Below are 16,202 nucleotides of genomic sequence, written 5' to 3'. Positions count from 1 at the left end.
TCAGGGCTCCGCTGACCCGCCCCTCCTGGCAGGTTCCAGCCTCCCCTCCCAGCATTGCCCCTCAGACCTGCGGCCATCATGTCCTCTATCATTTCCGTCGCCGATTTGTCGAAGACCTATGGGTCCGGCTTCAAGGCACTCAAGAACATCAATCTCGACATCAAGCGCGGCGAGATCTTCGCGCTGCTCGGCCCCAACGGCGCCGGCAAGACCACGCTGATCTCGATCATCTGCGGCATTGCCAATCCGAGCGAAGGCAAGGTCCTCGTCGGCGGCGAGAACATCCAGACTTCTTATCGCAAGGCGCGTTCGCTGATCGGCCTCGTGCCGCAGGAATTGCACACCGACGCCTTCGAGAGCGTGTGGGCCACCGTGAGCTTCTCCCGCGGGCTGTTCGGCAAGCCGAAGAATCCTGCGCACATCGAGAAGGTGCTGAAGGACCTCTCGCTCTGGGACAAGAAGGACAACAAGATCATCACGCTCTCCGGCGGCATGAAGCGCCGCGTGATGATCGCGAAAGCGCTGTCGCACGAGCCGCAGATCCTGTTCCTGGACGAGCCCACCGCCGGCGTCGACGTCGAACTGCGCAAGGGCATGTGGGAGGTGGTGCGCACGCTGCAGCAGTCCGGCGTCACCATCATCCTCACCACTCATTACATCGAGGAAGCCGAGGAGATGGCCGACCGCATCGGCGTCATCAACAAGGGCGAGATCGTGCTGATCGAGGACAAGATGACCTTGATGCAGAAGCTCGGCAAGAAGCGGCTGACGCTGCATCTGCAGGGCAAGCTCGATGCGCTGCCGGAGAGCCTCAGCCATTACGAGCTTGCGCTCTGCGATGCCGGCGCGACGCTGGTCTACGATTACGACACCAAGGGCGAGCGCACCGGCATCACCAGCCTGCTCGGCGATCTCCGTACCGCCGGCATCCGCTTCAATGATCTCGACACGACGCAATCGTCGCTCGAGGACATCTTCGTCGATCTCGTGAGGACGTCATGAACCACCGCGCCATCCGCGCCATCTATCTGTTCGAAATGGCACGCACCTGGCGCACGCTGCTGCAAAGCATCGTCTCGCCTGTGGTCTCGACCTCGCTCTATTTCGTGGTGTTCGGCGCCGCGATCGGCTCGCGCATCAGCCAGGTCGAGGGCGTCAGCTACGGCACCTTCATCGTGCCGGGCCTGATCATGCTCTCGGTGCTGACCCAGAGCATCGCCAACGCCTCGTTCGGCATCTACTTTCCGAAATTCACCGGCACGATCTACGAGATCCTGTCGGCGCCAATCTCCTATTTCGAGATCGTGCTCGGCTATGTCGGCGCTGCCGCGACCAAGTCGATCATTTTGGGCCTGATCATCCTGGCAACGGCCGGTCTGTTCGTGCCGCTGCACATCCAGCATCCGGTCTGGATGCTGACCTTCCTGGTGTTGACGGCGGTGACGTTCAGCCTGTTCGGTTTCATCATCGGCATCTGGGCCGATGGGTTCGAAAAGCTGCAGATGATCCCGATGCTGGTGGTGACGCCGCTGACCTTCCTCGGTGGCAGCTTCTATTCCATCGACATGCTGCCGCCCACCTGGCGCACGGTGGCGCTGCTCAACCCGGTCGTCTATCTGATCTCCGGCTTCCGCTGGAGCTTCTACGAGATCGCGGATGTCAGCGTGTCCGTCAGCATGGGCATGACCACGGCTTTCCTGGTGATCTGCCTCGTCGTGATCTGGTGGATTTTCCGCACGGGATATCGGTTGAAGAACTGATCCCGGCCGTCATTCCGGGGTCGCGCGCGGCCCCCGGAATCGCCCGTAGCTACCGATAGCAGTGGAAGCGGTTGTACCCGTCGTAATAGCCGCGGCAGCGACGGTGGCCGCGATGGGGAATGCCGAACACACCCTCGACCGCACCAACGGCGCCCCCGACACCGGCACCGACGACGCCACCGACCGCACCGCCCACCGGGCCGGCAATACGATTGCCTTCATAGGAGCCTTCCTGGGCGCCGCGCACGATGCCCTGGGCGTGGCCAGGCTGGGGCAAACAGGACAGGGCGGCCAGAACGGCGGCGGCGGCGAAGAGGAAACGGAAAGGCAGACCAGCCGACCGTGACGCGGCGGTGACGCAAACTTTGTTCATCTTCATTCCCAAAGGTAAAACCGGCAGCGGAAAGCGCCGATCGAGGCAGGGCATTGTCAACGCGCCCAGCGGCCAAATGGTTGCGCCGTTGTGACGAATTGTCGGCGTTGTGGACGCATCCTGCTCGCGAAAATGTCAGCGCAGCCCCTGGCTTGGCGGCACAAAGCGGCCTTGCTTACGCCGGGCGTCCCGTTAACGATGGATGGGCAGGCCGCTGGAACGAAAGCCGGGTTGCAGGCATAGTGCACGCCGGGGACGGAGAGCCGCGGCGCCTAGCGTGAACAGGCCGGAGGCTAGAAGTCAGATGCGTTCGTTTTTTATTGCTTTCACCTCCCTGATGCTTTTGAGCGCGGGCACCGCGCAAGCCAAGGTCGAGATCACCGTCGACAAGGACAATCAGCAGATGACCGTCGCCGTTGACGGCGCCGTGCGCTATCACTGGCCGGTGTCGACCGGCATCCCCTCGCGCGAGACGCCGAACGGCGCCTTCCGTACCTTCCGGATGGAAGAGGATCACTACTCCAAGGAATTCGACGACGCGCCGATGCCGCACGCGATCTTCTTTACCAAGGTCGGGCACGCCATCCACGGCACGGACTCGGTCGGCCGTCTCGGCTCGCCCGCCTCGCACGGCTGCGTGCGGCTGTCGCGCCAGAATGCCTCGACGCTCTATGCGTTGGTGCAGCAGCAGGGCGTGCTCAACACCACGGTGACGCTGACCGGCTCGGCACAAGTGGCGCTGGCCCGCAATCCGCGCGGCCGCGCCAACACCGCGGTGGCGCGGGCTCCGCAGCCGCCCGCCGAGGAGCAATTCGCCACATCGGGCGATCCGGTGAACCTGACGCCGCCGGCGCAGCCCGCCCGCCGCTACTTGCCGCAGGACGACAACTACATCTATCCCGCCGACGGCAGCGACACCGGCGCACGCTATCCCGCGCCGCGCGGCAACCGCCCGCTCTACGACGCGCAGGTCTATCAGCAGCAGCAGCAGCAATATTACAATCAGGGCTATGGCCAGCAGGGCACCTACTACCAGCCCCGGCAGGTTTATCAGCCTCGCGGCTATTACTATCAGAACTGACGCGGCCATCCCCGGTCGCTATCGACCTCTCTCGCCGATTAACACGAACAAACAGATTTCACCTCGAGGCACCATGCCATCACGTGCCGCGACCGTTGTGACTGCGTTCTCGGTTCTGATGGCGGGACAGGCCATGGCCTTCGACATCCAAGCGCATCGCGGCGGGCGGGCGCTGTTGCCGGAAAACACCCTGCCGGCCTTCGCCAACGCGCTGTCGATGGGCGTGGACACGCTGGAGCTCGACGTCGGGGTGACCTCGGACGGCAAGATCGTCGTCTCGCATGAGCGCGGGATCAATCCTGATCTTGCACGCGACGCGCGCGGAGCCTATGTGGCCGCACCCGGCACACCCCTGGTAAAACTGCGGCTCGACGAGGTCAGGGCCTATGACGTCGGCCAGATCCGGCCGGACAGCGCCTATGCGAAACAATTCCCCGACCAGCGTGCCATGCCGGGGACACGCATTCCTACCTTGAGCGAGCTTTTCACTCTGGTGCGAAAATCCGGCAATTTGCGTGTGCGCTTGAACATCGAAACCAAGATCGACCCGAACCGTCCGGACGAGACGTTCGATCCGCAAGCCTTTGTCGCGAAGCTGCTGGGACTGATCGAGGCCGAAACGTTTTCCGACAGGGTCATGATCCAGTCCTTCGACTGGAGAACCTTGCAGCTCGTGCAGCAGCAGGCTCCGGAGATACCGACGGTGTACCTGACGCTCCAGCGCGGCTCAGGCCAGACAGTGGCGCTGGACCAGGCCACCAACTGGACGGCGGGCTTCAGCCCGGCCGATCACGGCGGTTCGCTGCCGCGGACGATCAAGGCGGCGGGCGGTGCGATCTGGTCGCCTTATTTCGGCGATGTGACCGCCGCGCTCGTCTCGGAGGCCCACGGAGTCGGATTGCGCGTGGTGGTGTGGACGGTCAACAAGCGCGAAGACATGGCGCGCATGATCGAGCTCGGCGTCGATGGCATTATTTCGGACAGGCCGGACCTGTTGCGGCAGGTCGCCGGCGAAAAGGGAATTGCGCTGCCGGCGGGAACGCTGGTGGAGCCGTAGTATCCGCATCGTCATGGCCGGGCTTGTCCCGGCCATCCACGCCTTGCCCCGCGGCGCGAAGAACGTGGATGCCCGGGACGAGCCCGGGCATGACGGCGTTCTACTCCCCGTCCCGGAAGCGCCGATACAGCGCGCCCAGGATGTTGGAATAGTCGTCGGTCCAGACCCGCACCCTGTCGTCGGCTTCGGTCTGCTCCCATGATTTGGAGGCGGCGAGCCGGCCGATATCAGCATCCTCGCGCGCGGAGATGACGACGTCGGTCGAGAAAATGTAGTCACCATCGCGCCCGGAATCCTCGTTGAAGACCCAGCTCTTGAGATCGTTGGCATCCGCAATGCCGACCACGACGGTCTCGAGATCGAGGTGGCGGTTGGAGACGTGCATGACCACGGCGCCGTGCGGGGCGAGCTTGTCTTTGTAGATCTTCATCGCCTCTTCGGTGGCGAGATGGATCGGAATCGCATCAGACGAATAGGCATCGACGATGATGAGGTCGTAGGCGCCGTCGGGCTCCTTGGCGAAGGTGAGGCGCGCATCGCCGATCACCGGTTTCAGGTCCGGCATGCAGCTTGAGATGTAGCGGAAATTTTTGGGGTCACGCGCGGCATCGACCATGGACTGGTCGATTTCGAAGAATTTCCAGTCCTCGCCAGGCGCGGCGGCGCAGGCGAGCGTGCCAGATCCGACGCCGATCGCGGCGACCTCGAGAGCTGCGCCCTTGCGCTCGCGGATCGCGCTGACGGCCTGACCGATGCCGCCGTCCTTATGATAATAGGTGATCGGCTCGGGCCGGCCGGTCACCGGCGTGCCGTCATTGTTCCGGAAGCGTTCGGCGCCATGGATGGTGGTGCCGTGCATCAGCACATGGAAATAGCCGCCCGGCGTCACCACGATCTTGTGCACGCCGAAGAAGCTACGCACCGTGGTGACGCGGCCCTCGTCCGCCGGATAGACCCGGATCAGCGCCAGCGCGAGCGCGACGGTGGCGAATATCTTCCAGCGGCCGGCGTTGAGCACCAGGGCAAGCAGCGCTGCGAGCACGCCGACGCTGCCGGCGACCCAGACGCGGTGATCTTCGAACCAGGTCGAGAGACCGCCCGCGGTATAGGACGGCACAACGAGCGCCACCGCGAGCGCGGCGAGTGCGAGCCAATACCATTTGACGAGGCCCGCCAGCCGCTCGTTCGCAGGCGGCCGGCACAATGCCGCGAACGCAATCAGGATCGGATATTCGGCGATCCACGAGAAGGTGAACGGCGCGAGCAGCCCCGCGAACAGGCCACCGACCATGCCGCCGAATGACAGCGCGACATAAAAGCCGGTGAGATATTTGGCGGCCGGCCGGGTCCGCGCCAGCTCGCCATGGCACGCCATGGCGATGACGAAGAAGCAGAGCTGGTGACCGCCGAGCGTCAGCAGCAGATTTTGCTCGCCGCCGAAGGCCAGCAGGACGACGACGCCCGCGATCGCGACCGGCTGCAGCATCAGCATCCATTTGTGCGGCAACAGCGGCCGCGACTGGAACACCACCACCCAGGTGAGCAGATACAGCGACAGCGGCAGCACCCATAGCAGCGGCGCCGCCGCGACGTCGGTGGAGATGTGCGCGGTCACCGCGATGAGCAGGCCCGACGGCACCGCGGCGAGGAAGATCCAGCGCAGACGCGTCACGAAGCCGGGAGCCGGCGCATGTGCGTCCTCGGCCCGCACATCGACCTCTGCCAGTTTCGGCGAGCGCAACAACAGCACACCGCAGGCGCCGATCAGGAGGATCAGCAGGCCATAGCCGGCGGTCCAGAACCGGTTCTGCGTATGCAGCGTGAACATAGGCTCCAGCAGGAACGGATAGGACAACAGCGCGAGGAAGCTGCCGATGTTGGAGGAGGCGTAGAGGAAGTAGGGATCGTGTCCGGCGGGATGACCGGTGCGGACGAACCAGGCCTGCAGCAGCGGATTGTTGGCGGCGAGCGCAAAGAACGGCAGACCGATCGAGACCACGAACAGGCCGAGCAGCCAGAACGCATAGCCCGAAGCGGGTGGCTCGCCATAGGCGGAGGCGATGCCGAGCGGCAGCGTGGCGAAGGCTGCGATCAGCAGCACCAGATGCACCGCCACAGGAACGATGCGGTTTTTCACCTGCATCAACAGATGCGCATAGGCGTAGCCCGCCAGCAGCAGCGACTGGAAGAACACCATCGCCACCGACCACACCGCCGGCGAGCCGCCGAGCCGCGGCAGCACCATTTTCGTGAACAGCGGCTGCACCGAGAACAGCAAAAGCGCGCTGACGAAAATCGCTGCGGTGTAGACCGTCAGCAGCAGCCGGTTGCGCGACGAAAACGGCTGCTCCGCGGCGGCAGGTTGCACGATCGAATCCATGAGCGCTCCGGCAAACATTCCCGGCGGGCGCCGGACGGGCGCAATGGAGCATAAGGCGCCTGAACGGGCAATAAAGGGGGCCGTGATGTTGCGGTGAGGAATGCCTGATATACAGATGTCGTTCCTGGGCGATGCGAAGCATCGAACCCGGAACCTCGAGAATCTCAAGTGCGGACCCCCGCACCCTACTCGCGCTCCGCACGCCCGGAGTGACGGTGGATTGGACTTGTACTGACCATGAGCGAAACCGACGTCGTCATCATCGGCGCTGGCCATAACGGCCTCACCTGCGCGGCCTATCTCGCGATGGCGGGCCTGCGCGTGCGCGTGGTCGAGCGCCGCAAGGTGGTCGGCGGTGCGGCGGTCACGGAGGAGTTTCACCCGGGATTCCGCAATTCGGTCGCGGCCTACACAGTGAGCCTGCTCAATCCGCAGGTGATCCGTGATCTCAAGCTCGCCGAGCAGGGCTTGCGGATCGTCGAAAGGCGCGCCCAGAATTTCCTGCCCGCACCTGATGCGAGCTATCTCCTCACCGGCGAGGGACGGACGCAGGCATCAGTCGCGCGGCTGAGCGCGCATGACGCGGCTGCGATCGAGGGATTTTCACGTGAGCTGGAAGACATCGCCGACGTCCTGCGGCAGTTCGTGCTCCGCGCGCCGCCGAACCTCGTCGAGGGTTTTGGCGCAGCGGCCGTCCGCGAAGGCGTCAACGCCTGGAAGACCGCCAACCTCCTGCGCGGCCTCACGCTGGAACAGAACCGCAGCTTGCTCGATCTCTTCACCCGCTCGGCCGGCGAGATGCTGGACGAGCGCTTCGAGCATGATCTGGTCAAGGCGCTGTTCGGCTTCGACGCCATCGTCGGCAACTATGCGAGCCCCTACGCCGCCGGCTCGGCCTATGTGATGCTGCATCACGCCTTCGGCGAGGTGAACGGCAAGAAGGGTGTCTGGGGCCACGCCATCGGCGGCATGGGCGCGATCACGCAGGCAATGGCGCGCGCGGCACGCGACCGCGGCGTCGTGATCGACACCGACGCGGGCGTCCGTGAGATCATCGTCGAGCGCGACCGCGCCGTCGGAATCGTGCTGGAGAACGGCTCAACCATCCGCGCCAAATATGTCGCGGCGAACGTCAATCCAAAGCTGCTCTACACGCATTTGGTCGCGGCCGATGCCCTGCCTGCGGACTTCCTCGCGCGTATCCGGCACTGGCGGAACGGCTCCGGCACCTTCCGCATGAACGTGGCGCTGGACCGCCTGCCCTCCTTCACGGCGCTGCCGGGCGAAGGCGATCATCTCTCATCCGGTATCATCCTGGCGCCGAGCCTCGGCTACATGGACCGCGCGTGGCTCGATGCGCGGGCGCAGGGCTGGAGTCGGGAGCCAGTGGTCGAGATGCTGATCCCCTCGACGCTCGACGACACGCTGGCGCCCGCGGGAAAGCATGTCGCAAGCCTGTTCTGCCAGCACGTCGCGCCGGAGCTCCCGGACGGAAAGTCGTGGGACGGCCATCGCGACGAGGTCGCCGATCTCATGATCGCGACGGTTGATAAATACGCGCCGGGTTTTGCGGCGAGCGTGCTGGGCCGCCAGATCCTGTCCCCGCTCGATCTCGAACGGCAGTTCGGCCTGCTTGGCGGCGACATCTTCCACGGCGCGCTGAGCTTGAACCAGCTGTTCTCGGCGCGGCCGATGCTCGGCCACGCTGACTATCGCGGCCCTCTCAAGGGCCTCTATCATTGCGGCTCGGGCGCCCATCCCGGCGGCGGCGTCACCGGCGCTCCCGGCCATAACGCCGCGCAGGCCATCCTGAGGGATCACCGGTCGCTGTTCGGAAGCCGTGGATAGGCCTGTGGATGGACTGTGGACAAGCTGTCGAAAGGGCCGCGGAGAATGCTTGGACAGAACTCGAAAAGACCTGGAAAAGTCGGTGGAAAATCGCACGGACAATTGCGGGAAAAGCGGGTGGATAGCGTCGCGGCAAGCTGCGGACAGCCTGTGAAAACGCTCGCCAAAAACGACCTCGCCCGCCAGGGGGAATCCCCTCGCGGGCGGTGATCAGGATGGCCTCAGAAGAAAACATGCCCCCGCTGGGAAAGGAGGCGGAAATTACTTCAAGGAGGTGCTAATCGAAGTGAACTTCTCGTTCATGGTAGTGCCGAGGTTGTTCACCACGGTGATGATCGCGAGGGCGATACCCGCGGCAATCAGACCGTATTCGATCGCCGTGGCACCGGACTCATCCGACCAGAACTTCTGAATCATGCTCTTCAAGACTCGCCTCCGTTTCAATCCAGGCTGTGTTGGCTTACTTCAACACCCGCAAACCTACGGGGCACAGCCTGCGGCCGAGTTAAACGGGGAACCGCAACTTAAGCGGTAAATCGGGAACAAAAGTTCCAAAAATTGAACTTAACGGAACCCTGAATGCAGCCTTCCCCGACCCATCGCGCCAGCTTTTCGACCGGCGGCGAGGCCGACGCCCGGCGCGTCGTCGACGTGCTCACCGAGGTGTTTTTCGAGGGCGATGCGGCAGTCGCCGCCTTCGAGCGGCCGGACGGACGATGGGACGTCACGCTGCATTTCGCGGAGGCGCCGGATCAGGCGCTCCTGCGCGAACTCGTTGTAAACTCGGCAGGAATTGCGATTGCCGACACGCTCATCTTCGATACGATGGAGGCCAAGGACTGGGTCAAGGCCAGCCTTGAAGACCTCGTTCCGGTCCCGGCCGGCCGTTTCGTCGTGCACGGAAGCCACGATCGCGACCGGGTGGCGGCGAACAAACTCAAGATCGAGATCGAGGCCGCGCTCGCCTTCGGCACTGGCCACCACGGCACCACCCGGGGCTGTTTACTGCTGCTTGACCATGTTCTGAAGAGTTCCCGCCCGCGGAACCTGCTCGACCTCGGCACCGGGACGGGGGTGCTGGCCATCGCCGCGGCGAAAGCGTTGCACCGCCACGTGCTCGCTTCCGACATCGACCCGCCGTCGGTGCGGGTGGCGGCCGAGAACGCGGTGCTGAATGAAGTTGGCAACCATGTGCGGGTGATCCGTGCCACCGGCTTCGCCGCGCCGGATTTTGGCCAGTGCGGTCCATTCAACCTGGTGCTGGCCAACATCCTTGCCAACCCGCTCAGGCAATTGGCGGCCCCCATGGCGCTGCATCTCGCGCCCGGCGGACGCGTCATCCTCTCCGGCCTGCTGACGCACCAGGCCCCGGCCGTGATCGCCGCCTACCGCGCACGCGGCCTCGTGCCGTTGAAGCATCTGCGGATCGAGGGGTGGAGCAGTCTGTTGCTGCGGAAGGTCGCATAAGCGAGGTGCCGTAGGGTGGGCAAAGCGGAGCGTGCCCACGCACTTTTTGCGACCGGGAGAGATGGTGGGCACGGCGCTTCGCGCCTTCCCCACCCTACGAGTTGGCCGCTACTCCGCCGGCTTCTCGTCCCGGCGCATCGCGCGCTCGTCTTGCAACGTACGCCTGGCGCGGCGCTCGGCGATGCGGTCGATCATCTGCCTGATGACGCCGCGCGGCTTCTTCGATGCCGCCGCGGTCGGAGCACGACGCACCGGCGGCGAAATCTTCTCAAACGTGAACACTGGCATCGTGTGTCCCCTCGTCGTTGAGATGAACCACCTGCTCGAATTTCCCTGTTATCCGGACAAAGCGCGACTGCCGCATCCTTACTCCACGCGACTCAAGTGGAACCACTTCAAGCACGGTCCATGCCAGATGCGACGCAAATGCGCCCAGATTGCGGACTCGTCCCCGTGATCCTAAAGTGATCCACATGTTCGAAGCACACTTTCAGACATTCGAGGAGCCGGAGGCCGGCGTCGCCTTGACCGCACGGCTGGCCTCGCTTCGCGAAGAACTCGCCCGCCGCAAGCTGACCGGCTTCGTCGTTCCGCGCGCCGATCAGCAGCAGAACGAATATGTGCCGCCGTCAGAAGAGCGGCTGGCCTGGCTGACCGGTTTTACGGGCTCGGCGGGATTCGCGGTGGTTCTGACCCAGGAGGCCGCCGTGTTCGTCGACGGCCGCTACACGCTTCAGGCCGCCAAGCAGGTCGATGCAAAGGCCTGGGCCGTGGAATCGCTGATCGACCCGCCGCCGGAAAGCTGGGTGTCGGCGCATCTGAAAGCCGGCGACCGCCTCGGATTTGATCCGTGGCTGCACACTTTTGCGGCAGCCGAACGCCTGTCCGCCGCCTGCGCCAAGGCCGGCGCCGAGCTGGTTGCCGTCGACAGCAATCCGGTCGACGCGATCTGGCAAGACCGCCCGCAGCCGCCGCTCGCCCCCGTCGCCGTGCACGGCCTGCAGCATGCCGGCGTCGCTGAAGCCGAGAAGCTGACGCAGATCAGAGGCGAGATCGGCAAGCTCGGCGTCGATGCGCTGGTGCTGTCCGACAGCCACGCGGTCGCCTGGACCTTCAACATCCGCGGCGCCGACGTCGCACATACCCCGCTGCCACTGTCCTACGCGCTGGTGCCGAAGGACGGACGTCCCACCATCTTCATCGACCATCGCAAGCTCTCCAACCTCACGCGCGACCATCTCGAGCAGTCCGCCGACGTGCGCGAACCCGACGCGATGGCCCCGACGCTGATGGCGCTGGCCAAGAGCGGCGGATCGATCGCACTGGACAGCGCGACCGCGGCAGACGCCCTCAGCCGACTGATCGCGGGTGCCGGCGGCAAGCCCGTGCGCGGCAGCGATCCGATTGCACTGCTCAAGGCTGTCAAGAACCCGACCGAGATCAAGGGTACGCAGACGGCGCATCGGCGCGACGCCGTGGCGCTCGCGCGCTTCCTCGCCTTCATCGACCGCGAGGCCGCAAGCGGCAAGCTCACCGAGATCGACGCAGTCGAGGCGCTGGAAACGTTTCGCCGCGACACCGGCGCGCTGAAAGACGTGTCGTTTCCAACCATCTCCGGCACCGGACCGAACGGCGCCATCGTGCACTACCGCGTCACCCGCAAGAGCAACCGGCGGATCGCTTCCGGCGACCTGCTGCTGATCGATTCCGGTGCGCAATACGAAGACGGCACCACCGACGTTACGCGGACCATGGCCGTGGGCGAGCCGACGGACGAGATGCGCGATCGCTTCACCCGTGTGCTGCGCGGCCATATCGCGATCGCGCGCGCGATCTTTCCGGACGGCACCACCGGCGCGCAGCTCGATACGCTGGCGCGGCAATACCTCTGGGCCGCCGGCGTCGATTTCGAGCACGGCACCGGCCATGGCGTCGGCTGCTATCTGTCGGTACACGAAGGTCCGGCGCGGATCTCGAAGCTCGGGACCACGCCGCTGAAGCGCGGCATGATCCTCTCCAACGAGCCCGGCTACTACAAGACCGACGGCTTTGGCATCCGCATCGAGAATCTCGAGCTGGTCGTCGCCGCCGACATCAAGGGCGCCGAGAAACCGATGAACGCGTTCGAGACGCTGACCTTGGCGCCGATCGATCGCCGGCTGATCGACGCAGCGATGCTGAGCCGCGACGAACTCGCCTGGCTCAACGCGTACCATGCGCGCGTGAGAGCCGAGGTCGGGCCGGCGCTCGATGAGGCGACGAAGGCCTGGCTCGATCAGGCCACGGCGGAGCTGAAAGGTTAAGGCCCTGTTTCGGAGCGCGCACAGCACTACGCGTTTTGCGCAAGGCTGCTTCCACACCACCAGTGTCTCACCGCGAAAGCGGAATCCAGTAGGCCGCAGCTTCTCCATATGCATCTTCTCTCTCTGGAATACTGGATCGCCCGGTCAAGCCGGGCGACGACAACGAATCTGTGGCGCACGCAAACCGCCCAAACGGCCGCCATGGCGCGGTCGTCATAACCATCCCGAAATCCGTATAGCCGCATTCCGAAACGCCGATATCGCTCTTGCGCGAGCCCGCTACAGTCCGTCTCGAAATCGAAAGACGGGCACGCATGCACGGCATCATCAGCAAGCCGCCGAGAGCGGCGACCAACCTTGCGACCTCGCGCGTGGTGTTGCTGCTGCTCGTCGTCATGACCGGGGTCGCGCCGATCTCGCTTTACATCCTGGTTCCGGCGCTGCCTGTGCTGGCAACGACCTTCGGGCGCGACATTTCCATCGCGCAGATGACGGTGTCGCTCTACATGGTCGGCATCGCACTGTCGCAGCTCATCATGGGGCCCTTGTCGGACAAGTTCGGCCGGCGCCCGGTGCTGCTCGGAGGCCTTGCGTTGATGGTCGCGGCGAGCATCGCCTGCATCTTCGCCGAAACCCTGCCGCAACTGATCGCAGCGCGCTTCTTCCAGGCGCTCGGCGGCGCCTCCGGCATGGTGGTGAGCCGCGCCATCATCCGCGACATCTACGCGCGCGACCGCGTCGCTTCCATGATCAGCCTCGTGGTTGCCGCGCTGATGATCGGCCAGATGGTTTCGCCGCTCACCGGCGGCCTGATCGAGACCGCGTTCGGCTGGCGCGCGATCTTCTACGCCATCACCGTGGCCGCGATCATGGTCGCCGTGGGCATCGCGCTGGCGCTGCCCGAGACGCGTCGCGACCGCGCCGCCGGCAGCGGCTTCCGTGGCGATGTCGGCATCCTGATCCGCAATCGTGCCTTCGTCGGCTATGTGATGTGCCAGGTGCTGGCCTCACAGATCATCTTTACGTTCGCCGGCGGCGGTCCCTACATCGTGGTGACCCAGATGGGCCGGACCAGCGCCGAATACGGCGCCTGGTTCGCGACGACGGGATTTGCGTATCTGGTCGGCAATCTGCTCTGCGTGCGCTTTGCGCCGCGGCACTCGCTGGCAAAGCTGATCTGGTTCGGGCTCGCGCTCCAGCTCGCCGGCAGCCTGTTGAACCTGCTGTGGAGTTTTGCCGGCTGGAACGAAGCGCCCGCCTGGCTTTTCGGCACGCAGATGATCGTGATGGTCGGCAATGCCTTCGTGATGGCGAATTCCGCGGCCGGCGCAATCAGCATCCGTCCCGAAGCCGCTGGCACCGCATCGGGTGCCATGGGCTTTCTGCAACAGGGGATCGGCGCGCTGATGTCCCAGTTCGGCGCCTATCTCGGCGGCCACTCCGCAACGACGCTGCCGCTCACCGCCGCGGTGCTGGCGATCTCGCTGCTCTGTGCCTGCATGATGCTCTTCGTCGTCCCCCGCCGCGAAGTCGTGGTCAGCGAGGCGCTGATCGAGCAGGCGGAAGAGGAAGAGACGGGGATGATGTGAGGATTTCCGTCATTCCGGGGCGCCTCGAAGAGGCGAACCCGGAATCTCGAGCTTCCGGGTTCGATGCTTCGCATCGCCCCGGAACGACTGTACCGACCTCACTCCCCGATCAGCTTCAGCCACTCGTCTTCGGTCAGCACCGTGACGCCATGCTTGTTGGCCTCGGCGAGTTTGGAGCCGGCGCCTGGCCCGGCGACGACGAGGTCGGTCTTCTTCGACACCGAGCCCGACACCTTTGCCCCTAAACGCTCTGCCGTCGCCTTGGCCTCGTCGCGCGTCATCTTCTCCAGCGATCCCGTGAACACCACGGTCTTGCCGGCGACTGGCGAGTTGCTCTTCGGCTTCTCGGCGTCGAGGATCTCGACTTCCTTGGTCAGCCGCTCGACGATGCCGCGATTGTGGCTCTCGCCGAAATAATCGGCGACGCTCTTGATCACGGTGTCGCCGATCTGGTCGAGCGCGTCCATCTCCGCCATCGCCTCCTCGTCACCGTCAGCGACCTTCAGGCAGGCGTCGTGGAACGCGTCCCAGGAGCCGTAGCCGCGTGCCAGCGCCAGTGCCGTGGTCTCGCCGACATGGCGCATGCCGAGCGCGTAGACGAAGCGCTCCAGCGCGATCTTGCGCCGGCTCTCGATGGCGCCGAACAGGTTGCGCACCGAGGTCGCGCCGTAGCCCTCGATCTCCTCGAGCTTGAGCTTCGAATTGCGCTTCTCCAGCGTGAAGATGTCGGCGGGCTCCTTGACCCATCCCTCGTCGAAGAAATACTGCAGCTGCTTCTCGCCGAGACCGTCGATGTCGAAGGCGCGGCGTGATACGAACAGCTTGAGGTGCTCGATCTTCTGATAGGGGCAGGCGAACTCGCCGGTGCAGCGGGCGCGAGATTCCTCTTCGCCGGCGGCCGTCTCGCCGCGCACGACGTCGGTGCGCAGCGGGCACGGGCACTTCTTCGGGAAAGGAAATTCCTTGGCACTCTTCGGCCGCTTGTCGAGGACGACGTCGACCACTTGCGGGATCACGTCGCCGGCGCGCTGGATCACGACGGTGTCGCCGATCCTGATATCACGGCCCTCGCGCAGCACCTCGCCCTTGTTGCCGATGCCCTTGATGTAGTCCTCGTTGTGGAGCGTGACGTTCTGCACGATCACGCCGCCCACCCCGACCGGTTCGAGCTTTCCAACCGGCGTGAACGAGCCGGTGCGGCCGACCTGGATCTCGATGTCACGCAGCACGGTCATGGCGCGCTCGGCGGGGAATTTGTGCGCGATGCCCCAACGCGGCGTGCGCGAGACGAAGCCGAGCCGCTCCTGCCAGTCGATGCGGTCGACCTTGTAGACGACACCGTCGATGTCGTAGTCGAGTTTTGCGCGCTGCTCCTCGATCGAATGATGGAAGGCGAGCAGCTCTTCGACGGAGTGACAGACCTTGGTCAAAGGGTTGGTCTTGAAGCCGCAGCGCTCGAACCAGTGGATCATGCCGCTCTGCGTGCCCTCCGGCATCGCGCTCATCTCACCCCAGGCATAGGCAAAGAAGCCGAGCGGGCGCGAGGCGGTGATGGTCGGATCCTTCTGCCGGAGCGAGCCTGCGGCCGAATTGCGCGGATTGGCGAAGATGGTATCGCCTGCCGCCTTCTGCCGCTCGTTGAGCGCGAGGAACGCCTTCTTGGTCATGTAGACCTCGCCGCGGACTTCGCAGATATCGGGGACGTTGCGTCCTTTCAGCTTCTGCGGCACGTCTTCGAGGGTACGGATGTTGGCGGTGACGTCCTCGCCCACCGCGCCGTCGCCGCGCGTCGCCGCGGTGACGAGCTCGCCGCCCTCATAGCGGAGCGACATCGAGAGGCCATCGATCTTCGGCTCGGCGGAGAAATTGACCTTGTCGTCGTCGAGCTTCAGGAAGCGGACGATGCGGCCGACGAAATCGCGCACGTCCTCTTCGGCAAAGGCGTTGTCGAGCGACAGCATCGGAACGGAATGCCGGACCTTCTTGAAGCGGCCTGACGGGGCCGCACCGACCTTTTGCGAGGGGGAATCCGCGGTGACAAATTCAGGAAACCGCTTCTCGATGGCATTGAAGCGCTGGCGCAGCGCGTCGTATTCGGCGTCCGTGACGGTGGGCGCATCCTCCTGATAGTAGCGCTCGTTATGCCCCTCGATCTCGAGCGCGAGCCGCATGTGCTCGACCTTGGCCTGCGCCTTGGTAAGGTCGGCGACGTCGCGCGGCGATGTTGCTTTGGATTTTGCTGCTCTGGCCATGGTGCTTGGATACGACGGAGCGGGCGGGAGGGTAAAGGCGGTAAAGGTCTCGTGCCGGGACGGGGCGCAGCGCTGCAGAGCCGGGGCCCATG

General features: G+C 64.8%; 13 protein-coding genes. 8 read left to right on the top strand and 5 right to left on the bottom strand.

The window, feature by feature from the left end:
- The first annotated feature begins 78 nt into the window (after nt 1–78).
- Nucleotides 79–1,002 carry an ABC transporter ATP-binding protein gene (locus IVB28_RS06205; protein ID WP_247525146.1) on the top strand — a complete coding sequence of 308 codons (924 nt, stop codon included), beginning with the start codon at nt 79–81 and terminating at the stop codon, nt 1,000–1,002.
- Nucleotides 999–1,760 carry an ABC transporter permease gene (locus tag IVB28_RS06200; protein ID WP_247525145.1) on the top strand — a complete coding sequence of 254 codons (762 nt, stop codon included), beginning with the start codon at nt 999–1,001 and terminating at the stop codon, nt 1,758–1,760. Before IVB28_RS06205 ends, IVB28_RS06200 begins: the two co-directional genes overlap by 4 nt.
- Before the next feature lie 49 nt (nt 1,761–1,809).
- On the opposite strand, the gene IVB28_RS06195 is transcribed toward IVB28_RS06200, so the two are convergent.
- Complete coding sequence (locus tag IVB28_RS06195) at nt 1,810–2,133, bottom strand: hypothetical protein (RefSeq protein WP_247525354.1); 324 nt, start codon at nt 2,131–2,133, stop codon at nt 1,810–1,812.
- A gap of 304 nt (nt 2,134–2,437) precedes the next feature.
- Between IVB28_RS06195 and IVB28_RS06190 the strand changes: the two genes are divergently transcribed.
- The gene (locus tag IVB28_RS06190) at nt 2,438–3,214 is read left to right on the top strand and encodes a L,D-transpeptidase (RefSeq protein WP_247525144.1); all 777 of its coding nucleotides are present in this window, start codon (nt 2,438–2,440) and stop codon (nt 3,212–3,214) included.
- Between the two features lie 73 nt (nt 3,215–3,287).
- Nucleotides 3,288–4,271, top strand: coding sequence for a glycerophosphodiester phosphodiesterase (locus IVB28_RS06185; RefSeq protein WP_247525353.1), 984 nt, complete (start codon nt 3,288–3,290; stop codon nt 4,269–4,271).
- Nucleotides 4,272–4,371: 100 nt separating this feature from the next.
- On the opposite strand, the gene IVB28_RS06180 is transcribed toward IVB28_RS06185, so the two are convergent.
- Nucleotides 4,372–6,651 (bottom strand): fused MFS/spermidine synthase, encoded by a 2,280-nt coding sequence (locus IVB28_RS06180; RefSeq protein ID WP_247525143.1) that lies wholly within the window; start codon nt 6,649–6,651, stop codon nt 4,372–4,374.
- Between the two features lie 237 nt (nt 6,652–6,888).
- On the opposite strand from IVB28_RS06180, the gene IVB28_RS06175 reads away from it, so the two are divergent.
- Nucleotides 6,889–8,499: an NAD(P)/FAD-dependent oxidoreductase gene (locus IVB28_RS06175; protein WP_247525142.1), complete on the top strand. Its 1,611-nt coding sequence runs from the start codon at nt 6,889–6,891 to the stop codon at nt 8,497–8,499.
- 261 nt (nt 8,500–8,760) lie between these two features.
- Here IVB28_RS06175 and IVB28_RS06170 read toward each other — a convergent pair whose 3' ends face one another.
- A complete protein-coding gene (locus IVB28_RS06170; RefSeq protein WP_212080623.1) occupies nt 8,761–8,925 on the bottom strand; it encodes a Flp family type IVb pilin in 165 nt (54 codons plus the stop codon).
- A 153-nt stretch (nt 8,926–9,078) separates the two neighbouring features.
- On the opposite strand from IVB28_RS06170, the gene IVB28_RS06165 reads away from it, so the two are divergent.
- Nucleotides 9,079–9,966 (top strand): 50S ribosomal protein L11 methyltransferase, encoded by an 888-nt coding sequence (locus IVB28_RS06165; protein ID WP_247525141.1) that lies wholly within the window; start codon nt 9,079–9,081, stop codon nt 9,964–9,966.
- Between the two features lie 108 nt (nt 9,967–10,074).
- Here the strand turns inward: IVB28_RS06165 and IVB28_RS06160 are convergent, their stop codons facing one another.
- Entirely contained in the window at nt 10,075–10,254 is a 180-nt protein-coding gene (locus tag IVB28_RS06160) for a hypothetical protein (protein ID WP_247525140.1), read from the bottom strand.
- A gap of 185 nt (nt 10,255–10,439) precedes the next feature.
- On the opposite strand from IVB28_RS06160, the gene IVB28_RS06155 reads away from it, so the two are divergent.
- The gene (locus IVB28_RS06155) at nt 10,440–12,269 is read left to right on the top strand and encodes an aminopeptidase P family protein (protein WP_247525139.1); all 1,830 of its coding nucleotides are present in this window, start codon (nt 10,440–10,442) and stop codon (nt 12,267–12,269) included.
- Between the two features lie 314 nt (nt 12,270–12,583).
- Complete coding sequence (locus IVB28_RS06150; RefSeq protein ID WP_247525138.1) at nt 12,584–13,858, top strand: multidrug effflux MFS transporter; 1,275 nt, start codon at nt 12,584–12,586, stop codon at nt 13,856–13,858.
- A 98-nt stretch (nt 13,859–13,956) separates the two neighbouring features.
- Here the strand turns inward: IVB28_RS06150 and ligA are convergent, their stop codons facing one another.
- On the bottom strand, nt 13,957–16,110 hold the full coding sequence (gene ligA, locus IVB28_RS06145; protein WP_247525137.1) for an NAD-dependent DNA ligase LigA: 2,154 nt from the start codon (nt 16,108–16,110) through the stop codon (nt 13,957–13,959).
- Between the last annotated feature and the right edge of the window lie 92 nt (nt 16,111–16,202).

Source organism: Bradyrhizobium sp. 199 (assembly GCF_023073355.1).
In the GTDB taxonomy this organism is placed as follows: Bacteria; Pseudomonadota; Alphaproteobacteria; order Rhizobiales; family Xanthobacteraceae; genus Bradyrhizobium.
This window is presented reverse-complemented; position numbering and strand designations above follow the sequence as displayed.

Bases quoted from the DNA above. Each gene is read 5' to 3' on its own strand.
- IVB28_RS06205 (WP_247525146.1), top strand. From the start codon at position 79: ATGTCCTCTATCATTTCCGTCGCCGATTTGTCGAAGACCTATGGGTCC.
- IVB28_RS06200 (WP_247525145.1), top strand. From the start codon at position 999: ATGAACCACCGCGCCATCCGCGCCATCTATCTGTTCGAAATGGCACGC.
- IVB28_RS06195 (WP_247525354.1), bottom strand. From the start codon at position 2,133: ATGAACAAAGTTTGCGTCACCGCCGCGTCACGGTCGGCTGGTCTGCCT.
- IVB28_RS06190 (WP_247525144.1), top strand. From the start codon at position 2,438: ATGCGTTCGTTTTTTATTGCTTTCACCTCCCTGATGCTTTTGAGCGCG.
- IVB28_RS06185 (WP_247525353.1), top strand. From the start codon at position 3,288: ATGCCATCACGTGCCGCGACCGTTGTGACTGCGTTCTCGGTTCTGATG.
- IVB28_RS06180 (WP_247525143.1), bottom strand. From the start codon at position 6,651: ATGGATTCGATCGTGCAACCTGCCGCCGCGGAGCAGCCGTTTTCGTCG.
- IVB28_RS06175 (WP_247525142.1), top strand. From the start codon at position 6,889: ATGAGCGAAACCGACGTCGTCATCATCGGCGCTGGCCATAACGGCCTC.
- IVB28_RS06165 (WP_247525141.1), top strand. From the start codon at position 9,079: ATGCAGCCTTCCCCGACCCATCGCGCCAGCTTTTCGACCGGCGGCGAG.
- IVB28_RS06160 (WP_247525140.1), bottom strand. From the start codon at position 10,254: ATGCCAGTGTTCACGTTTGAGAAGATTTCGCCGCCGGTGCGTCGTGCT.
- IVB28_RS06155 (WP_247525139.1), top strand. From the start codon at position 10,440: ATGTTCGAAGCACACTTTCAGACATTCGAGGAGCCGGAGGCCGGCGTC.
- IVB28_RS06150 (WP_247525138.1), top strand. From the start codon at position 12,584: ATGCACGGCATCATCAGCAAGCCGCCGAGAGCGGCGACCAACCTTGCG.
- ligA (WP_247525137.1), bottom strand. From the start codon at position 16,110: ATGGCCAGAGCAGCAAAATCCAAAGCAACATCGCCGCGCGACGTCGCC.